Below are 19,759 nucleotides of genomic sequence, written 5' to 3'. Positions count from 1 at the left end.
AAGGAAATGGCGATCTTGGAGGTCTTAGCGCCAAAGTACGAACAAATATGCGCGCGTGTGCAGAAATTGTCAGGCAGTTGGACGTTCGCGCGTCGTCTGGCGCTCCACCATGCGGACCGGCACTACCTGATGTTCCACCGTCGCGTCGCCGGTGGCGATCTTGCGGACCACCATGTCCACGGTGAGGCTGACCATCTCGGCCATATCCGGCCCGACCGAGGTAAGTGCCGGCCAAGACCACATGGAGGGCGCGGAATTGTCGTAGCCAACGATGGCTAAGTCGTCAGGAACAGCCATGCCGAATTCGCCCCGTGACACCTGCAGCGCCGCGAGGGCCATGAGGTCATTGGCGCAAAAGATAGCATCAGGCCGCGGCGAGAGTGACAGTAGCTGGCGTGTGGCAGTCATGGCCCCCTCATGGGTGAAAAGGCCATTCGCCTGGGCATAGACGGCAAGGCCATGGGCGGCCAGGGCGTCGCGAAGGCCCCTTTCGCGATCGCGATTGTTGGCCGTATCGGACCGGCCCGAGATATAGGCTATGCGCCGATGTCCGGTTTCGCAGAGCAGCGTGCCGGCGGCATGCCCCCCGCCATAGTCGTCGCTCGATACCGAGTTGAGCACATTGGCCCCGAGGATCTGCTGCATCATCACCACCGGCCGTCCCGTCTGCACCGCAGCCAGCGGCAGATGCGTGTCGAGGGTCGCCACCGTGGTGATGACCGCATCCACCTGGTAGGAGAGCAGGCGCGGGATGAACTCGTCAAAATTCGACGTATCCGGCACAAGCAGCACGATGCCGAAGCCGCGGGCCTGGAGGCTCCGGCTCATGGCTTCGAGCATTTGCGCATGCACGGGGTTATAGAGGTCGGCAGCGATGATGCCGACAAGGCCCGTGGCGCGTTTCGACAGGCTCCGAGCAATCGCGTTGGGGCTGTAGTTGAGCATGCGCGCCGCTTCAAGCACCTTGCGGCGGGTCTCGTCCGAGACATAGGCGCCCTCGGTAAAGGTGCGTGACACCGCAGATCTCGACACACCGGCAAGCCGCGCCACATCCGCCGAGCGAGCGGCCGTCTGCTGCTTTTTCGTCATGACGCCACTGTCCCCCGGCCAATCTGGCAGCATGACCTAGCACGCTCGCGGCACTTGGCAAACGTGGCCACCTGCCGGGCTATACGCAGGGCTAGATATGGCTGACCTGGCCGAACCGCAGGTCCAGCCCTTCGGCCCGGGAATAGATGCCGAAGGCTGCTGGTCTTGTGCTGCCGCGCTCCTTGCTCATGGCGCCGATCAGCTTGAGTGGCTGCCTGCTGCGTGTGGCATCGGCCCGACTGATATTGGGCAGCTCACAGCGTGTGCACGGCTCCCTGAGGAGCAGACGCGCCGCGCCTAAATCCAAAGCTCCGATGCGTTCTTCCTCGAAAGGTTGGTGGTCGCCACTGAGCACGATATTGGGCCGAAACCGCTCGGGCTCGATGGGCGGCTGCAGCATGCCGAGACGGGCATTGAGTGACGCGAGGGAAATCATGGAGATGGCGTGGAGCGGGTTGAGGCCGCCCCAGTCATGAGCCGCTTGGCCGACACGGACGAGCCGGCACGGCGTCGACAGTCGCTCGCTCAGCCAAGACGCGGCCGCCTCGCCCTGGTCATGGCCCGCAAGCCGGTATCCATATTGAAGGACGTCCGCCGGCGCTCCCTCTGTCGGCGCCACGATAATCCGGTCGGCGGGCTCGGGGCCCTCCAGCACCAGACAGTCGTGTTCGATGCGTGCGGACAGCAGCGTCATCGCCGGCACATCGCCTTGCCAGAGCATCTTGCCATCGGGGCGGGTAACGATCCACTCGCGATCCCCATGGAAGGAGCCCGCGGCGGTGACTTGTACCCGCTCGACCGCCATGCCGCCAAGCGACTTGACCGGATAGATCCAGAGTTGGGCGATCTCGAATGCCGACATGACTTTGGGCGGCTAGAGCATGAAGGCGTCGAGGTCCATCTCGGCTTCCGGTTGCGGATCGTTGGCCGCGGTCGAGATCGCCGCCTTTGGAAACAGCCGGTCATGCGCCTGGCGTTCGGCTTCCATCGTGTAGTGCTTGCGCAGCCCTGCCAGGATAGCCGCCAGATCTGACGACGGGGTGTCCGGAGCCGCATCGCGCGACAATGCGGCGACGGCGAGCGCAAAATCGTCGAGCGTTTCGGCCATGGATGATTGGCCGGACAGGCCCGAGGCGGCGCCTTCGAGCAGTTTGATCACCTTGGGGCCATCGGCATTGAGGCGGGTCAGGGCGGCGGCCATGTGCTGGTCGAGGCGCGACAGGATGTCGAGCGCCAGGTTGGCCTGCTGCTCGAGTTCGCCTACCTGGCCGGCGCCCTGTCCAGAGGCCGCACCGAACGAACCGGCAAGACGCGAGGATTCGTCGAGCCGTGCCATGGCGGCCTCGGCGGCGACCACTGTTTCGCTGGTGAGTTCACGCAACTGCGTGGCAATGACCGTCAGCGAAGCGCCGCGCGGGCCGAGCTGGGCGCAGCGGACCGCCGCATTGAGGCTCACGAGGCGCATATTGGCCTCGATTTCCTGAACGGCCTCGACATGTTCGAGCAAGGTCTTGACCGTGCCCTGCACGGCTGCGGCCACCGTTTCGAGCTTGCCGCGCTCGGCCTCGAAATCGGCCAGAATGGTGACGGCGGTGCGCAACTGCGCCGAGAGACTGGCAATGGCGGAAGACTTGCCGCGCTCATCGCCGCCGAAATCGCGGCTGCGGGCCATGATCGTGCCGGCATCGGCAGCGAGCGCGGACAAGTCAGCCTCGGCCTGACCGACTTCCTGAGCAAAGCTGCTGGCCGCTTCGGAAAGTTGGGTCTGCTCCAGCACAGCAATCGCCGCCAACGCGGCGGCATGGTCACCCTCTGACAAGGTGTGGCCGAATGCAGGTCCACCATCCATGAGGTCCGCCAGGGCGGAAAGCCCGGCCTCGACGTGCTCAATGCGCTGACGCGTGGCGTCGCCGACTTGCAGGGACATGACCGCACTGCCGATGCGGCCCACGATCTGGCGCGAAACGCGGCCGGTCTCGGCGCTGCTTTCGACCGCGCTGGCACGCTGCTGGCCCAGAGCCTCTAGCGTCGTGGCAAGGCTGGAGCCGAGATGGGCCAGCGTATGGGCGTGAGCGCCTTCGAAGCGGGCGCGCTGGCTGGCGGCACGGTCGACTTCGGTGGTCAACTGCCGGTAGACCTGGGCAAAATCCTGGATCGTTCGGTTAGCCGAATCCGAGAGCGTGGCGATGTCGGTGGTGAACACATCGAAATCATCGCTGTCCCCGACAATGCCGGCGGCGGTGACGCGGGCATTGACCGAGACGATACCCATCATCTTGACCGCCCGCTTGAGGTCGGAAATGGGCGAGTTGGCGGCGGCAACCACATCGACGAGACGCGCGAGATCGGCCTTCTCCTGAGAGAAGGTCTGCGCCAACTGTTCGGCTCGCGTCGCCACGGCGCTGAGGCGGGTGCTGGCTTCCTCGGCCTGAGCGCCACCCAGCGCTTCGGGCAGGGCCTCGAACAGCTTGCTCAGGGTGTTGAGTAGCGTGGCGCCATCGGTCAGCCGCGATCCAACGGCGACGAAGGCGCTTTCGATTTCCTGCCGGGGACGGGAGAGCTCGCCGGCGATGCGGCGGATATCGGCGGGATTGGTGGAAGTGCTCATGCGACGCCTCCCGAGGCGGATGCGGTCTTGCGGCCAAAGGCGACGATCTCGCCGGCCATCTTGTTGAGGGCTAGCGTCCGTACTGCGGCGCCGCGCTGGATGGCCTCCTTCGGCATGCCGAAGACAACGCAACTGGCCTCGTCCTGGGCGAGGGTGAGGCTGCCCATCTGGCGCATTTCGAGAAGGCCCCGTGCGCCGTCATCGCCCATGCCGGTGAGGATCATGCCCAGGGCATTCCTGCCGGCCGACTGGGCGGTGGAGCGGAAGAGCACGTCGACCGAGGGACGATGGCGCGAGACATGTGGGCCTTCGGCGACCTTGACCGTGTATCGCGACCCATTGCGCACCAGCATCATGTGAAGGTTACCCGGGGCGATCAGTACATGGCCGGGCTGGACCAGGTCGCCATCCTCGGCCTCCTTGACCGTGACCGCGCAGCCAGCGTCGAGGCGCCGGGCAAAGGCGGTGGTGAACTTTTCGGGCATGTGCTGGACGATGAGGATGGGCGGGCTGTTGGCGGGCAGGGCCTCAAGCACTTCACGCAACGCCTCGGTGCCGCCGGTGGAGGCGCCGATGGCGACGATCGGTTCGGTCACCGGCAGCCGCGCGATCAGACTCTCGCGGCGGGCGTCGGAGATGGGTGGGATGATGGCGTCGGCGGTCAGCTTGGCCTCGACCTTGACGTCCGGACTGGGGGCGCGAATGGTCGGCGCGACCTTCGCGACACCGCGCATCTTGGCATGGGCGGCCGCCTTGGCGGCGTCGCAGATGCGCATGCGCGATTCCTGGAGGAATTGCGCCGTATCGACGCGCGGCTTGGCCACTACATCTACGGCACCTGCTTCCAGCGCCTGCATGAAGGCGTCAGATCCGTCCTGGGCCAGGCTCGAGCAGATGACCACCGGTATGGGCCGCTGGCTCATGATCTTCTTGAGGAAGGTGATGCCGTCCATGCGCGGCAGCTCGATGTCGAGGAACATGACGTCGGGCACTTCCTGGCGGATGCGCTCGACCGCGACATAAGGGTCTGCGGCGGTGGCCATGACTTCGAGGTCGGGATCGGCCGAGATGATGTCGGAAAGCGTCGTGCGCACGGAAGCGCTGTCGTCGACAATCAGGACACGAATTTTCTGGCTCATCGAGGGGCTCAGACTTTCTGGAATACGGCGGGCGCGATCTGGCGCATGGTGATCGACGTCCCGATCATGGACTCCGAATGCCCAAGAAGTAGATAACCGCCGGGCCGCAAATGCCCGACAAGGCGGCGGATGACATCGGCCTGGTCGGACTTCTCGAAGTAGATCAGCACATTGCGCAGGAAGATGATGTCGACATCCCGGTCGTAGGGGTAGGTGTCGTCCATGAGGTTGAGCCGGTCGAAGCGTACCTGGCGGCGCAGTTCGGGCACGATGCGCACTTCGGGGCGGGCGCCCGGGCGACGCGCATGCATGAGGTAGCGAGACTGCATGCCCATGGGCACCGGCACGACCTGGTCGGCCGGGTAGATGGCGCGGCGGCCTGTCTCGATGACGTCGGTGGAAATATCGGTCCCCAGCACGGCGAAGCGGAAGTCGCGGCGCTCCATGGCCAGATCCGCTAGGACCATGGCGATCGTATAGGCCTCGGCACCGGTCGAACTGGCGGCGCTCCAGACCTTGAGCAGCGGCGCGCGCTCCTTGCGAGCGGCGATGAGGCTGGGGAGAAGCACCTTTTCCATGCACTCGAAATGTTCCGGCTCGCGGAAAAAGTCGGTCTTGTTGGTGGTGACGGCGTTGATCAGGTAGGTCAGTTCGCGGTCGAGCCCGTCGCCGCGGAACAGGTAGTCGCCATACTCGGCAAAAGTAGTGAGGTTGAGGTGCCGCAGGCGCCGGCGCAACCGCCCCTCCACCATCAGCCGCTTGGCGGGCGGCAGCTTGATGCCGACCTCCTTGCCGATCAGTGTGGCGATGCGCTGGAAATCGCGCATGTTGAGATGGTCCTCGGCGTCATCGCTCAGGATTTTGCTGGCAGTCGCAGACATGAACTTACTCCGATACGCGGGGTTGACCGGCCCATGGGCCGGTCAGCGGCCGATCAGGCGGCGATGCCGAGCGTGGCGTCGCCCAAAAGGCGATCGAGATCGAGCACGGTGACAAACCGTCCGTTGCGCCGGCCGATACCCTCGATGCAATGTCCGCTCCAGCCGGCGCTGATGGCCGGGGCCGGATCGAGGGTTTCGCTATCGAGCACGGTCACCTCGAACACGCGGTCGGCGCGCAGGCCAACGATCACGTTGCCGTTGGGGCCGTTTACGGCGAGCACCACGATACGGGTGTTTTCCGTGTCCGGCGCCGGAGCGATGCCGAGCGTCTGCCGGAGGTCAAGCACCGGCACGCCCTCACCGCGGACATCGATCATGCCCAGGAGGTTGTCCGGGGCCCGCGGCAAGCGGGCAATGGGCCGCATGTCGAGGATTTCCTGGACCTTGGTGACCGGCGCCGCGAAGAGTTCGTCGGCAACGCCCAGGGTGACGTATTGCGAAAGTTCAGCCATGGCGGCTCCTATGCTGTGCCGCGGCGGGCAAAATCGGCGTCCAGGTCGTCGGCGCTGTCGTCGAGGGCGATGTCGAAGCCGCCGCCCTTGTGCTCTGCCGGACGGGCTGGTTTGCGCTTGGTCATATGCGGCGCCTTGGCCATCACTGCAGCGCGCAATTCTGCCTCGGGCGTGGCGGCTGGTGGCGGGGCGGCGGTTCGCGTCGTGTTGGTGTCGATGCGGAAGTAGCTGATGGCCGACTGCAGGTGTTCGGCCTGGCTCGCCAGTTCCTCGGAAGTCGAGGACAGTTCCTCGGCGGCCGAGGTGTTCTGCTGGGTCACCTTGTCGAGCTGCTGGATAGCCGTGTTGATCTGATTGGCGCCGGCATTCTGCTCTCGGGAGCCGGCGGAGATTTCTTCCACCAATTCGGCCGTGCGCTGGATGTCGGGAACCAGTTTGCCCAGCATGGCCCCGGCCGACTGCGCCGCCTTGACCGTGGTGCCCGAGAGCGTCGAGATCTCGGCTGCGGCAGCCTGGCTGCGTTCGGCGAGCTTGCGCACTTCCGAGGCGACGACCGCGAAGCCACGGCCATGTTCACCGGCACGGGCGGCCTCCACCGCAGCGTTGAGGGCGAGGAGGTCGGTCTGGCGGGCGATCTCCTGCACGACCATGATCTTTTCGGCGATGGTCTGCATGGCGGTCACTGCATTGTCGACGGCCTCGCCAGAGGCGATGGCATCGATAGCGGACTGACGCGCGATCTTTTCGGTCTGCGATGCATTATCGGCCGACTGCTTGATGGTGGCGGCCATTTCTTCCATCGAGGCCGAGGCCTCTTCTGTCGAGGAAGCCTGCTCGGTAGCGCCCTGGCTCAACTGTTCGGCCGTGGCCGACATTTCCTGGGAACCAGCGGCGACATTCCGTGCGGCCTGCATGGCGTCCGAAACCACATCGCGCAGCTTCTCCACCATGCGCTCGAGCGCCAGGCCCAGCGTGTCCTTGTCGGACAGCGGGGTGGGGCGGACGGTAAGATCACCATCGGCGATGCGGTCGGCGATGCCAGCGGTCTGGCGCAGATTGTCGGTCATGGCATTGAGCGCGTCGACCAACACCTCCACTTCGTCGCCCGACTTGACGCTGACATTGGCCGAGACGTCGCCCACGGCCACGGCATTGGCCAGGCTGGTGGCGGAAGCCAGGTTGCGCTTGATGCCGTTGGTGATGAGCAGCACCACGAAGGCGGCGATGGCGGTGACCAGGATGCTCACCCCGATCATGATCCAGGTCAGCAGACCGAACAGCGCCTCGCCCTCTTCCTTGAGGTGGTGGGCGGCGGTCAACTGGTAGGAAGAAAGTTCGGCAATTGCCTCGGTTGTCGGGTCGATCGCAGCATAAAGCTGACTATCGGCGAAGGCCCTGAGAGCCTCGGTGTCGCGAGTGGCGAGGATGGTTTCGAGCTGGGCCACCTTGGCGTCGGCACCAACCTTGCTGGCCTCGACGCGGGCCGCGATTTCGGCCTCTTCGGCGGTCAGTGCTCCGGAAGCATAGGTGTCCCAGTGCTCGTTTATGATTTCGCCCGCCTCATGCACCCTGCTCTCGGCCTCGGTCCAGCTCAAAGAGCCAGAGGCGACGCGATGGGTGGTGTCGACAATGTCAATGGCATAAGCGTCGGAAACGAATTTCAGTTCCTCGAGCGGCACGATGCGCTCGTCGTGGATGGCCAGCATGGCATGGTCCATGCTCAGCATACCGTAGTAGCCCACGCCACCCACGATGCCGGCAATGGCAATGCTGGACGCAAGCTGGAGGGCAAGTATCTTGGCCGGTATGGACCGGAATATCGGGCGGCGGTGACTGCTCATCAAAGTTACCTCCTGGTAATGGTCAGCATGGGAATTCTCAGCAATGACCCGGCCGCCTTCTGGCGGCCGGGATGTTCGTGAGTCAGATCAGGCGGCGCCGCGGCGGGCGAAATCCCCGTCGAGGTCATCACCGGCATCGCCCATGTCGAGGTCGAAGCCGCCGCCCGCACCACTCCTGGCCTTGGCCTTGGCGGGCTTTGCCGGCTTGGCCTTGGCGGTCATGTGCGGCGCCTTGGCGAGGATGGCGGCCTTGAGGTCGGCGGTGGCGGGCACCGTGTCGTTGGCGGCCGCAACCGTATTGGCGTCGATGCGGAAGTAGCTGATCGCCGACTGAAGCTGCTCGGCCTGGCTGGCCAGCTCTTCCGAGGTCGCAGACATTTCCTCGGCGGCCGAGGTGTTCTGCTGGGTGACCTTGTCGAGCTGCTGGATGGCGGTGTTGATCTGCGCTGCACCGGCATTCTGCTCGCGGCTGCCGGCGGAGATTTCTTCCACCAGTTCGGCCGTGCGCTGGATGTCGGGGACGAGCTTGGAGAGCATCTCGCCGGCCGACTGCGCCGCCTTGACCGTGGTGCCCGAGAGAGTCGAGATCTCGGCTGCGGCAGCCTGGCTGCGTTCGGCGAGCTTGCGCACTTCCGACGCCACGACCGCGAAGCCGCGGCCATGTTCGCCGGCACGGGCGGCTTCCACCGCGGCGTTGAGGGCGAGGAGGTCGGTCTGGCGAGCGATTTCCTGCACGACCATGATCTTTTCGGCGATGGTCTGCATGGCGGTGACGGCATTGGTCACGGCCTCGCCCGAGGCGATCGCGTCGGCAGCGGACTGGCGGGCGATCTTTTCGGTCTGCGATGCATTGTCGGCCGACTGCTTGATGGTCGCGGCCATTTCTTCCATCGACGCCGAGGCTTCTTCGGTCGAGGAGGCCTGCTCGGTGGCGCCCTGGCTCAACTGCTCGGCCGTGGCCGACATTTCCTGCGAACCGGCGGCGACGTTGCGGGTCGCGGCTGTCACCTCGGTCACCACTTCGCGCAGCTTGGTGGTCATGGCGTTGAGGGTCTTGATGAGGTCGGTGACCTCGTCGTCGCCCTTGACTTCGGCCGTTGCCGACAGATTGCCGCCGGCAACTTCGTCGGCGAGACGGACGGCGCTGGAGAGGGCACGGGAGATGGTGACGACGATCCAGGTGGCGGCGACCAGCGCGATGAGGGCCGAACCCACGAGCAGGCCGATCAGCAGCATCATGGAGTTGTCGTAGAGCGTCTGGGCCTCGTTGTCGGCCTCGGTCATCAGCGCCTGGCTCCGCTCGATCATGGCCTGCAGGATCGTATTGGCATCGCGGCGCAGCGTGCTGACGGTTTCGAGCGACTGGTTGGCGAAGAAGTCGCCATTTTCCATGCTCACGGCGACGGCCTTGTTCATGGCCGCGACCATGTCGTCATAGGCGGTGCGGGCAGCATTAAAGAGCGCGGCATCCGAAGGCGGCATGATGCGGGCCATGTCGGCGACGCGCTGTTCATTGGCCTCGACGCCGGCCAGGTAGTCCGTATGCCAGGTTTCCTGCAGGGTCCGGTCCTGGGAAGCGGCAAGCAGCACGTTGCGCTGCTGGCGGAACATGTCGGTGCCGGTCAGGAACATTTCGGTCGCGGCCTGATAGGGAGCAAAGGCCGAGAGGTCGCCTGCATCGACCTTGCGTTGGAGCGAGGCGCGAAGCGCACCCATTGTTTCTTCGAAGACGCCAAGCGAGCCGGAGCCCTCGCTGCGGCTGATCTGGAGAGCGGCAGTATCGGAATTCTTGAGCGTGAGTTCCTGGGCGACCTGGGCTTCTGCCCACATCGCATCGAGCTTGGCGGTGAAGGCCGGGAGCTGTTCACGCATCGCGGCATCGGTGACACTGGCCTCGAGGTTGGCCAGACCGGCAGCCAGCTCGGCGTAGTCCTCGCCGATCGAGACCACGTATTCCTGCTTGACCGCCGGGTCATTGCTCAGGATCTGCGCGCGAATGCGCGAGCCGAGGCTTTCGAGGCTGGTCTGCATCTGCGCCGAGGTGACCAGGTTGGCCGAGCGCACGTTGACGATGGTTTCGAGCTTGGAGTTGAGCGTTCCCAGGTTCTGCAGGGCGATGAACATGCTGCCCGCCGACAGCGCGACGACCACGCCGAACACGGCCGCCAGTTTGGTCTTGATAGTCAGTCTCACGATGCAGACCTTTCTTCTGATGCTGCGACGGGTGCGGTTCTTGCGCCCGGTGTTTCGAAAATGCGTTCCATGTTCGGAATGATAATGAAGCCGCCATTGCGCTTGCCGATGCCGCGGATGAATTCAGGGCGCCAGCGCATGCCGACCCGCGGTGCTTCCTCGATGGAGGCCGCCTCGATATCGGTGACGTCGTGGACCTTGTCGGCCAGGATGCCGGCAATGGTCGGCTCGCCGTCCATGTCCACTTCCATCACGACGATACGGGTATCCTTGTCGGGCTCGGGCCGGTTCATGCCGAACATGACCCTGAGGTCCGCCAGCGGCACGACGCGACCGCGGACATTGATGAGGCCGCCGACGAAGTCGGGGGCATTGGGCACTTCGGTGATGGGCACGAGATCGAGAATTTCGCGCACCCGTCCGGCTTCGACGGCGAACAATTCGTCATCGAGCCTGATGGTCAGCGCCGTCATCGAGGAGGGCATATGCTCCTGGGTCTGGCTCATGCGGCCCTCCCGGTAATGTTGCGGTCGACATAGGACTGGCCGGAGGCAACCAGATGCGCGGTATCGAGGATCAGGGCCACGGTGCCGTCACCGAGAATGGTGGCGCCAGAAAACGACTTGATGCCGGAATGAAGCTTGGAGAGCTGCTTGATGACCGTCTGGTTGTTGCCGATGATCTGGTCGACCACCAGCCCCACGCGGCCCTCGCCCGACGAGACGATCACCACCTTTTGGTGGGGTTCCGGATCGGCCGTGGTGCCGAAAACCTCGCGCAACCGCAGATAGGGGACGAGCGCGCCGCGGATGTCGAGGAAATTGCGGCCCTTGGCGTGGGCTTCGATGCCCTCGGGCAGTTCGACGCATTCTTCGACGGCGGCGAGCGGGATGGTGTAGCGGCCATTGCCGACTCGGACCAGCATGCCATCGATGATCGCCAGGGTCAGCGGCAGCCGCAGGGTCATGGTCGACCCTTCGCCTGGCTTGCTGGCCACGTCGATCGTGCCGCGCAGCCCGTCGATAGTCCTCTTGACCACGTCCATGCCCACGCCACGACCGGAAAGCGAAGTGACCTCCTTGGCCGTGGAGAAACCCGGCGCAAAGATCAGGTGATGCAGTTCCTGCTCGGTGAGCTTGGCATCAGGGGCGATCAGCCCGTTTTCCTCCGCCTTGGCGCGAATGCGGGCAGTGTTGAGCCCGGCGCCGTCATCGGTGACCGAAATGGCGACTTCAGCGCCCGAATAGACGGCCGATAGACGGACCACGCCCTTGGCGGGCTTGCCGGCGGCAAGGCGCTTGTCGGCGCTTTCGAGGCCGTGGTCGACCGAGTTGCGGATGAGGTGGACCAGGGGATCGGCCAGACGCTCGATCATGGTCTTATCGAGTTCGGTATCTTCGCCCGAAGTGATGAATTCGATCGGCTTTCCCAGTTCCCCGGAGAGGTCATGGATCAGGCGGCGGAAGCGGCTGAATAGGGTGCCGATCGGCACCATACGAATGCCCATGGTGGTATCGCGCAGGCCGGAAGACAGGCGTTCGAGTTCTTCGGCGATAGTTTTCAGCGCAGTGTCGGAGCTGAGGCCGGCGATCTGGCTGAGCCGGGCTTGGGCGATCACCAACTCACCGACGCGGTCCATCAGTTCGTCGAGCCGCTCGGCCGGAACGCGCAGCGATGAGGCAGCGGCGCGGTCGGCCGTTTCGGCCGCAGGTCCGGCCTTTGCTCTCGGGGCCGGCGCAGGAGCGGCGGGCGCGATCGGCTCAACCGTCGGTCCGGCGTTCACTGACATTGGCGCCGGCGCCGGCAACGCCGCCAAGTCCTCGACGGTATCGAGGCGAGTCAGCGTGAGTTCCATATTGTCGCGCAGGAACAGGAAGACGTCGTCGATGGCCGCAGTCGGGTCGGTCGCCTCGATGTCGACGCGCCAGCCGATATGGGGCACTTCCGGGTCGAGCGTTGCCAGGTCCGGAATGCGGCCGGTCAGAGCGGTGACCTTGGTCGGTCCGATCTGTGCCAGTTCCTCGAGCAAAAGCAGCGGATTGGTGCCATAGATCAGCGCGTCCGAGGGCAGGTAAAATTCGAGGCGCCATGTCGCCGCCGCGGCAGCCGGGACGGGCTCGATCTTGGCCGCCTGCTCGATGATGCTCGGTTTGGGCGCGGCCGCTGGTACGGCGCCGCCGGAAATGACGGCCCGCAAGCGATCGAGAATATCGTCGCCCCCGCCGATCTCGGTTTCGGGCGTCTCGATCAAGAGGTGGATGTGGTCCTTGGCGTCCAGGGCTACCTCGATCAGCGCGCCATTGGCGGCGCTCTGGCCCTTGCGGACCTGATCGAAGGCGGTCTCGAACTCGTGCACGAATTCGGCCACGGCGGTGAAGCCGAACATGGCGCCCGAGCCCTTGATCGTATGGAGGGCCCGGAAGGTCGAGTTGATCAGGTCGGCGTTGGAAGGGTCCTGCTCGAGATCGAGCAGGCCTGCCTCGAGCTGGTCGAGCAGCTCGCGCGCCTCCTGCCGGAAGGTTTCGGTCGGATCGGAAAGGTTCATGCGCCCGTCACCTTCTTGATGATGGCCAGCAATTGGTCCTGCTTGAACGGCTTGACGATCCAGCCGGTAGCGCCAGCTTCCTTGGCCTGGCGCTTGAGGTCCTCGTCGGACTCGGTGGTCAGCAGGATGATCGGGATGCCCTTTGAAGAGGGGTGCTGGCGATACTTCTTGATGAATTCGATGCCGTTGAGGACCGGCATGTTGAGGTCGGTCAGGACCGCATGGACGGTGTTGGTGGTCGCCTTTTCATAGCCTTCCTGGCCGTTGCCGGCCTCGATCACGTCCAGACCGGCCGACGTCAGGGTCATGGCCACCATCTGGCGGATGGAGGCGGAATCGTCGATCGTGAGGATGGTCTTGGTCATGCTCAGTGTCCTGCTGGCTGGTCGGAAAGGGCGGACCAGAAGCCGACATGCTCCTGATCGGAAGAAAGGAAGCCGGCGGCGTCCAGAACGGCTTGCAAGGGGCCGCCAAGGGGCGCGAGCAGCGTCAGGTGCTTTGCTCGGGCATGGGCGGAGGCGCGAGCCGACAACAATGTCTGCACGGTGGTGACGTCGGCGCCGGACAGGGTCTGCGTGTCGACCTCGATGCGGGCGTGCTTGTCGATGGCTTCGGTCAATGCGCCCGCCACTTCCTTGGCGGACTTGATGCCGGCGTCGCCCGAGAGGACGAGCGTGTAGGTACGTTCTTCGGTCATGGCCATGACCGGACGAAGTTATTCGAGGATGACATTCTGTCTCTCTACCGCAAAAAGATACTAGGGAAATCGGTAGGCGATTGGACTGGGGCCGCTAAGTCTCGCTGTTTTATTAATACCGGTTGTCCGCCGTATTCCCATCCGGCTTGAATGTTATACTTACACCTTCCGCTTAACTATTAGTTACCCTTGAAAAATCCTTGAAAAAATCTCCGAGCTTCATAGTTATTACTTCAGCTAATAATCATTTTAATCAAAGTGTTTGTACTGTCTCTTCTTGAATCAATCCGAATCCAACGTGAATCACAGTGAATCGATCGCGCTCGATTCAGAGTCGAGTGCGAAGAATTGGAGTCAGTATAGATTTTGATTCACTGGCTTCGCGGGCGCGCGATCGCGGCCGGACGTGCCAAGCCATTCGCCCGGCAAGGGCGGTGGCTCACCTGTTCAGGTAATAATGAACGTTCAGAAGCCAGCGGCCTTGGCAGGTTCGAGCGGCTCGATGGCGGCGCAGATGTCCGGCCATTTGGCGCGGAAAGCGGCTACGCATGCCGGATCGAAATGCGTGCCACTGCAGCGGATGATTTCCGCATAGGCCTTTTCGATGGGCCAGGCCGACTTGTAGGGACGCTCGGAGCAGAGGGCGTCAAAGACGTCGGCCAGGGCGACGATGCGCGCCTCGACCGGGATGTCGGTGCCCGAGAGGCGATCGGGATAGCCGGTGCCGTCCCACTTCTCGTGGTGGCTCTGGGCGATCAGTTCGGCGGTTCGGATGAGGTCGGAGCCGCCGCGTTCGAGGATGCGCGCGCCGATGGTCACATGCTCGCGCATGATGGCCATTTCCTCCGGCGTGAGCTTGCCCGGCTTGGAGAGAATGGCGTCGGCAATGCCGATCTTCCCGATATCGTGGAGGGGCGCGGCCAGGTAGATCATGCGGCAGCGCTCGGGCGAGAGGCCAATGCCTTCGCCGATCAGCTGGCTGATCTGGGCGACGCGCGAGACATGCTCGCCGGTATCGCCGTCGCGATATTCGATAGCGCGGGCGAGGCGATAGATGATCTCTTCTTCGCGGGCGAGAAGGTGTGCTGTGGCGCGCTCGACTTCGCGGCTAAGCCACTGGGCGCGGTCAGCGAGTTCCACTTGCGCCTGGCGCAGCGCCAGAAGATTGGAGACCCGCGCCTGCAGTTCGATCGGGTCGAAGGGCTTTTGCAGGAAATCGGTGGCTCCGGCCTTGATGGCCTCGATGCGTACGGCCTTGTTCGCGTCGGAAGTGACCATGATGATGGGCACGATGCGATAGGCGGGGCGCGAGCGGAGTGCGGCCGTAAAGGCCACGCCGTCCATTTCCGGCATGATGTGGTCGACGATGAGCAGATCAAACTGCTGCTCATGGCATTTTTCGAGGGCCTCAAGCGGGTTGAGGCACAGTTCTACCTCGCCCATCACAGCTTCTTTGACGATGCTGCCGATCAGCGCCAGACTAGACCGGCTATCGTCGACAACAAGCAAACGCATCGTCGGGCCCCCGCCAGAAACGCGGCAATCATACGCAGTCATCCCTTAGGCTAAACTTAACGGGAATTGAGGCCGGCCAAGTGTTTGCCGGGAGCGGGTGGCTTGGGTTATTCGGTGGTGGACGAGTTTGGAGCGGGCATGGCGCGTATCGCGATCATCGGGGGTGGGCCGGCAGGGCTGATGGCGGCCGAGGCGGCGTCGGCGCAGGGCGTGGCCGTAACGGTGTTTGAGGCCATGCCCACGGCGGGTCGAAAGCTGCTGATGGCTGGCAAATCCGGCCTCAACATCACCCATGCCGAGGATGGTGCCTCGTTCGATGCCCGCTACGGGGGCGCACGGGCGCGGCTGCAGGCGGCGCTCGACGCGTTTCCAGCCCAGACGGTCCGCGACTGGTGCACGGGGCTCGGCGTCGAGACTTTTGTCGGGTCGTCTGGCCGGGTGTTTCCCAAGGCGATGAAGGCTTCGCCGCTGCTGCGTGCCTGGCTCGGGCGGCTGGCCGAGCGGGGCGTTGTGCTCGAGACGCGTCACCGCTGGATCGGGTTTGACGGCGATAGCTTGGCGTTCGATACGCCCAATGGACAGAGCTGCGAGCGCTTCGATGCCGTGGTGCTGGCGCTTGGCGGGGCGAGCTGGCCAGAACTGGGTTCGGACGCGGCCTGGGTGCCGTGGCTGGCCGAACGCGATGTTTTGGTTGCGCCCTTCCGGCCCGCCAATTGCGGTTTCGAAGTGGCCTGGAGCCCGCCTTTTATCGAGCGTTTCGCTGGCGAACCGGTCAAGTCCGTGGTTGCCAGCAGTGATGCCGGCTCCATCCAGGGCGAATTCGTGGTGAGCCGGGATGGTATCGAGGGCAGCCTTGTCTATGCCCATGCGGCGTCGCTGCGGGACCGGCTCGAAGCCGCGGGACGCGCCGTGTTGACGCTGGATCTGGCACCGGGGCGGACGGCGGAAAAGCTGGCGCGGGATCTTGCGCGACAGCCGGCCAAGGCGAGTTTTTCCAACCGGCTGCGCAAGGCGACAGGGCTCGATGGAGTGAAGCTGGCGCTGCTGCGCGAGCTTGTGCCCGATATTTCCAGCCGGCCTCCAGATGAAATTGCTCTATATATCAAGGCGCTACCGCTGCCTGTTCTGCCCCCCCGACCGATCGGGAAGGCGATCTCGGTGGCCGGCGGGGTGGCGTGGGAAGGGGTGACGGATGACTTTATGCTCAGGGCTTTGCCGGGCACTTTTGTCTGTGGGGAGATGTTGGATTGGGAAGCGCCAACAGGGGGTTACCTGCTGACGGCGTGTCTCGCGACGGGTAGGGCGGCGGGTCTGGCGGCGGCGCGCTATGCGGGTGCGAAATTCCCGAGTTGGGGCCAGGAGTCCAATGATGAACAGGATTGACCGCGGAGATTGCGGGCGGCGGTGAGCTAGGCGGCGGATGGCGAGGCCATGCACTGGCCGCAGGTGCCGCTCCAGTCGATCTCGACGGTGGCGTGCCCGATGTTGTGCTCTTCGGCGAGCCGCTGCTTGACCGCGGCGGTGACGGTGGCCGGGTCCGCATCCTGGGCGAGGGCGATTTCGAGCGTCGCCATGGCCTGACCCGAGGACAGCGACCAGACATGCAGGTGCCCCAGGTTGGCAAGGTCCGGCACGGTGCCCTTGAGGTCCGCCGCGAGGCGATCGAGGTCGACGCCATCGGGTGCGCCTTCCATCAGGATGTTGAAGGTGCGGGTGAGAAGGCCCCAAGCGCTCCTGAGGATGAGGAGGCTGACAACAACGGACAATATCGGATCGATGGGCATCCAGCCGGTCAGCCAGATGATGAGGGCGGCGGCGATGGCGCCCACAGAACCGAGCAGGTCGCCCAGCACATGCAGCAGCGCGCCCCTGATGTTGACGTGATCCTTGTCGGCCCCCGAGAGGATGCGGAAGACCACGAGATTGACCACGAGGCCAAGTACGGCGACCACCAGCATGGGCCCTGCCAGCACCTCTTCGGGGTTGAAGAAGCGCTGCACCGCCTCATAGGCGATCCAGCCGACCAGGGCGAAGAGGGTGAGTGCGTTGATGAGACCGGCCAGCACTTCGAGGCGGGAATAGCCGAAGCTGCGACGCGCATCAGCCGGGCGGCTGCCAAGGCGGAAACCGAGCCAGGCGAGAAACAGGGCGACCGTATCGGTCAGCATGTGGCCGGCATCGGCGATCAGCGCCAATGAGCCCGAGAGTAGGCCGCCAGCCACTTCGGCGACCATGAAGCCGCCGGTAAGGCAGAGGCCGATCAGCACCGCCCGCTCATTGCCCTTGCTGACTTTTGGCGCGTGGCTGTGGCCGGCGTGATCGTGGTCATGTCCGGCGTGATCGTGATGGTCATGGTGAGAGTGGTCGTCACCATGGGTATGGTCATGCGCGGCCATAACAGCTTCCTTGTTCACTTCTACATATGAACATTCATTCATGTGAAGTTGTCAAGAGGGTTTGTGAGGGTGAGCAGCAAGAGGCAAGAGGAGCGGCAGGGGGAGGGTCTTGGCAGGGAGGGGGATGGCAAGGGGAGGGGGATGGCAAGGGGAGGGGGAATGGCAAGGGGAGGGGGGGATGGATAGGGGCGAGGGGAATGGCAAGGGGAGGGGGGATGGATAGGGGCGAGGGGAATGGCTAGGGGCGAGGGAGACGGTGAGGGAAGGACGGGATGGAAAGAAGCAAGAGTGAGACGGCGGCCGGACAAGAAGACAGCGGCGGATGGAGAAAGAGGAAGGCGAGGCAGGGGACGAGGCAAGTGGCGAGGGAGACGGAGCGGAAGGATGAGCGAGAGAGAGGACCGCGCAACATCGAGGCGATCAAGCGCCTCGCTGCGGCTTTCCACGCCACCTAAAGAAGAAGGGGCGGCCTCGCTGCCGGCCCCCAGTTTGCCAAGTCGCACAAACACCTCGTCGCCGGTCCCCGCCACCTGATCCTGCATGGGTTGCCCCTGCTGACGGCGGGGCTGGTTTTAGTGCTTCTCGTCGTGATGATGCTCGGCGTCAGCATCGGTGCTGTCGGCATTCCGCTCGATGTGGTCTGGAGCGTCGTCGCCAGTCACCTCGTGCCCGGGAGCGTCGAGGTGACGTGGTCCGCCGGACGGGACAATATTGTCTGGGAGGTGCGCCTGCCGCGCATCATCCTTGGCGCCATTGTCGGGGCAATTCTGGCCCTGGTGGGGGCAGCGCTGCAATCGGTGACCCGCAACCAGTTGGCCGATCCGCATCTGCTCGGGATTTCATCGGGCGCCGCACTGGGCGCCATCATCGTGCTGCTCCATACCGGCATGTTTCTCGGGCTCGTCACCGTGCCGCTCTTTGCCTTTGCCGGGGCGCTGGCGACGACCGTCCTGGTCGTGGGCGTGGCCAATCTCACCAATGCGACCAATGCCAGCCGCCTGGTGCTGACCGGTGTCGCCATATCCTTCATTGTCACCTCGCTCGGCAGCCTGGGCATCTTTCTGGGCGACCCCAGGGCGGCTCATACGGTGGTGTTCTGGATGCTGGGAGGCCTGGGGCTGTCACAATGGGCGCAACTGCCCTATCCCCTGATCGCCCTCGTGGCCGGTGGCGGATATCTCATGTGGAATGCCCGCTACCTCAACGCCATGACGCTTGGCGACGAATCCGCAACGACGCTGGGGATACCCGCCGGACGGTTCCGCATGGTCGTGTTCGTGGTCTGCGCCCTGCTCACCGGGGCCGCCGTGGCCTTTTCCGGGGTCATTTCCTTTGTCGGGCTGATGATCCCACATCTGGTGCGGATGGTGGTGGGTGGCGACTATCGGCGGGTGCTGCCGCTGTCGGCATTGGTGGGCGCGATTTTCCTCGTGCTGGCAGACATGGTGGCGCGTATCGTCATTCCCCCGCAGGACGTGCCCCTGGGGGTGATCACTGGGCTGGTTGGCGGCCTGTTCTTCATCCTGTTGATGCGACGGAGCCAGCGGCTGGGCTGACGCGACTTGCGCCAGCGGCACCTGCGTCGCATGCTGGCACGATGACAGAGATGAAAACCCACGACGACTATATCGCCGCTGCACCCGAACCGTTTCGTGCCGAACTTGAGCGGCTGCGCGGGCTGATCGCCAAGGCCCTGCCGGACGCGGAGCAAGTCATCATGTACAACATGCCCGGCTTCCGGGTCGGCTCGAAGGTGGTCGCCAGCTATGCCGCCTTTGCCAAGCAGTGCGGGTTTTACTGCGCGGCCGAGGCGCTGAGCGAATATGCGGATGAGCTCAAGGCCGCGGGGCTGAAACCAAGCAAGACGGGTGTCACCTTTCCACCCATGCGGCCCATTCCGGAGACGCTGGTGATCGATCTGGCCCAGGCGTCGGCGCGTGCCGCGCCTCGATGATCTCAGGTGCCCGCCGGCCCTGTAGCGGCGGGCAGGTCGATATCGTCTTCGCCGGTGTCGTGCTCTTCCATGGCGTGTTCGATCATATCGCGCAGCATGCGGGCGATGTGGTCGTCTGCGGCCTCATAGAAAACCTGCTTGTTGCGGCGCGTGCCGCGCACGAGGCGCGCGGCGCGCAGCAGGCGCAGGTGATGACTGACCAAGGACTGGCTGGCCCCTGTCACCTTGGCGATATCGCCCACGGCAATGGGTCCTTCGAGGCAGGTCAAGACGACCTTGAGGCGCGTCGGATCGCCCAGGAGCCGGTAGGTTTCAGCAATGACGGTGAGATAGTGGTCGTCGGGCAGGGGCACGGGCAGGTGTCCGATGAGGGCTTGCTGGAGCAATAA

18 protein-coding genes are annotated in these 19,759 nt (G+C 64.4%); 3 read left to right on the top strand and 15 right to left on the bottom strand.

All coding sequences use genetic code 11. The features are described from left to right. Positions 1-69: 69 nt before the first annotated feature. From JEQ47_RS19540 to JEQ47_RS19480, 13 genes are all read right to left on the bottom strand, one after another. Positions 70-1,089 (bottom strand): LacI family DNA-binding transcriptional regulator, encoded by a 1,020-nt coding sequence (locus tag JEQ47_RS19540; protein WP_198878124.1) that lies wholly within the window; start codon positions 1,087-1,089, stop codon positions 70-72. Between the two features lie 91 nt (positions 1,090-1,180). Continuing rightward, a complete protein-coding gene (locus JEQ47_RS19535) occupies positions 1,181-1,951 on the bottom strand; it encodes an MOSC domain-containing protein (RefSeq protein WP_198878123.1) in 771 nt (256 codons plus the stop codon). 12 nt (positions 1,952-1,963) lie between these two features. Next, positions 1,964-3,697 (bottom strand): hypothetical protein, encoded by a 1,734-nt coding sequence (locus JEQ47_RS19530; protein ID WP_198878122.1) that lies wholly within the window; start codon positions 3,695-3,697, stop codon positions 1,964-1,966. After that, positions 3,694-4,836, bottom strand: coding sequence for a protein-glutamate methylesterase/protein-glutamine glutaminase (locus JEQ47_RS19525; protein ID WP_198878121.1), 1,143 nt, complete (start codon positions 4,834-4,836; stop codon positions 3,694-3,696). The genes JEQ47_RS19530 and JEQ47_RS19525 overlap by 4 nt, the downstream gene beginning before the upstream one ends. Before the next feature lie 8 nt (positions 4,837-4,844). After that, positions 4,845-5,717 (bottom strand): CheR family methyltransferase, encoded by an 873-nt coding sequence (locus JEQ47_RS19520; protein ID WP_198878120.1) that lies wholly within the window; start codon positions 5,715-5,717, stop codon positions 4,845-4,847. A gap of 53 nt (positions 5,718-5,770) precedes the next feature. Next, a complete protein-coding gene (locus JEQ47_RS19515) occupies positions 5,771-6,229 on the bottom strand; it encodes a chemotaxis protein CheW (RefSeq protein ID WP_198878119.1) in 459 nt (152 codons plus the stop codon). Between the two features lie 8 nt (positions 6,230-6,237). Continuing rightward, positions 6,238-8,070, bottom strand: a complete 1,833-nt coding sequence (locus JEQ47_RS19510) for a methyl-accepting chemotaxis protein (protein WP_198878118.1) — start codon at positions 8,068-8,070, stop codon at positions 6,238-6,240. An 87-nt stretch (positions 8,071-8,157) separates the two neighbouring features. Further along, positions 8,158-10,263, bottom strand: a complete 2,106-nt coding sequence (locus tag JEQ47_RS19505; protein ID WP_198878117.1) for a HAMP domain-containing methyl-accepting chemotaxis protein — start codon at positions 10,261-10,263, stop codon at positions 8,158-8,160. Next, entirely contained in the window at positions 10,260-10,769 is a 510-nt protein-coding gene (locus tag JEQ47_RS19500) for a chemotaxis protein CheW (RefSeq protein ID WP_198878116.1), read from the bottom strand. The genes JEQ47_RS19505 and JEQ47_RS19500 overlap by 4 nt, the downstream gene beginning before the upstream one ends. After that, on the bottom strand, positions 10,766-12,808 hold the full coding sequence (locus JEQ47_RS19495) for a chemotaxis protein CheA (protein ID WP_198878115.1): 2,043 nt from the start codon (positions 12,806-12,808) through the stop codon (positions 10,766-10,768). The genes JEQ47_RS19500 and JEQ47_RS19495 overlap by 4 nt, the downstream gene beginning before the upstream one ends. Next, the gene (locus tag JEQ47_RS19490; protein ID WP_198878114.1) at positions 12,805-13,173 is read right to left on the bottom strand and encodes a response regulator; all 369 of its coding nucleotides are present in this window, start codon (positions 13,171-13,173) and stop codon (positions 12,805-12,807) included. Before JEQ47_RS19490 ends, JEQ47_RS19495 begins: the two co-directional genes overlap by 4 nt. Positions 13,174-13,175: 2 nt before the next feature. After that, positions 13,176-13,505, bottom strand: a complete 330-nt coding sequence (locus tag JEQ47_RS19485; RefSeq protein WP_198878113.1) for an STAS domain-containing protein — start codon at positions 13,503-13,505, stop codon at positions 13,176-13,178. A 465-nt stretch (positions 13,506-13,970) separates the two neighbouring features. Next, the gene (locus tag JEQ47_RS19480; RefSeq protein ID WP_198878112.1) at positions 13,971-15,020 is read right to left on the bottom strand and encodes an HD domain-containing phosphohydrolase; all 1,050 of its coding nucleotides are present in this window, start codon (positions 15,018-15,020) and stop codon (positions 13,971-13,973) included. A 138-nt stretch (positions 15,021-15,158) separates the two neighbouring features. Here JEQ47_RS19480 and JEQ47_RS19475 point away from each other — a divergent pair, with 138 nt between their 5' ends. Further along, complete coding sequence (locus JEQ47_RS19475) at positions 15,159-16,403, top strand: TIGR03862 family flavoprotein (protein ID WP_198878111.1); 1,245 nt, start codon at positions 15,159-15,161, stop codon at positions 16,401-16,403. A 26-nt stretch (positions 16,404-16,429) separates the two neighbouring features. Here the strand turns inward: JEQ47_RS19475 and JEQ47_RS19470 are convergent, their stop codons facing one another. Further along, positions 16,430-17,416: a cation diffusion facilitator family transporter gene (locus JEQ47_RS19470; RefSeq protein ID WP_198878110.1), complete on the bottom strand. Its 987-nt coding sequence runs from the start codon at positions 17,414-17,416 to the stop codon at positions 16,430-16,432. Between the two features lie 575 nt (positions 17,417-17,991). Between JEQ47_RS19470 and JEQ47_RS19465 the strand changes: the two genes are divergently transcribed. Together JEQ47_RS19465 and JEQ47_RS19460 are read left to right on the top strand one after the other, a co-directional pair. Beyond that, positions 17,992-18,972, top strand: coding sequence for a FecCD family ABC transporter permease (locus tag JEQ47_RS19465; RefSeq protein WP_328769690.1), 981 nt, complete (start codon positions 17,992-17,994; stop codon positions 18,970-18,972). Between the two features lie 50 nt (positions 18,973-19,022). Continuing rightward, complete coding sequence (locus JEQ47_RS19460) at positions 19,023-19,370, top strand: iron chaperone (protein ID WP_236020998.1); 348 nt, start codon at positions 19,023-19,025, stop codon at positions 19,368-19,370. Between the two features lie 2 nt (positions 19,371-19,372). Here the strand turns inward: JEQ47_RS19460 and JEQ47_RS19455 are convergent, their stop codons facing one another. Then, entirely contained in the window at positions 19,373-19,723 is a 351-nt protein-coding gene (locus tag JEQ47_RS19455) for an ArsR/SmtB family transcription factor (protein ID WP_328769688.1), read from the bottom strand. Between the last annotated feature and the right edge of the window lie 36 nt (positions 19,724-19,759).

It is taken from the genome of Devosia sediminis (genome assembly GCF_016411825.1).
Lineage (GTDB): Bacteria > Pseudomonadota > Alphaproteobacteria > Rhizobiales > Devosiaceae > Devosia > Devosia sediminis.
This window is presented reverse-complemented; position numbering and strand designations above follow the sequence as displayed.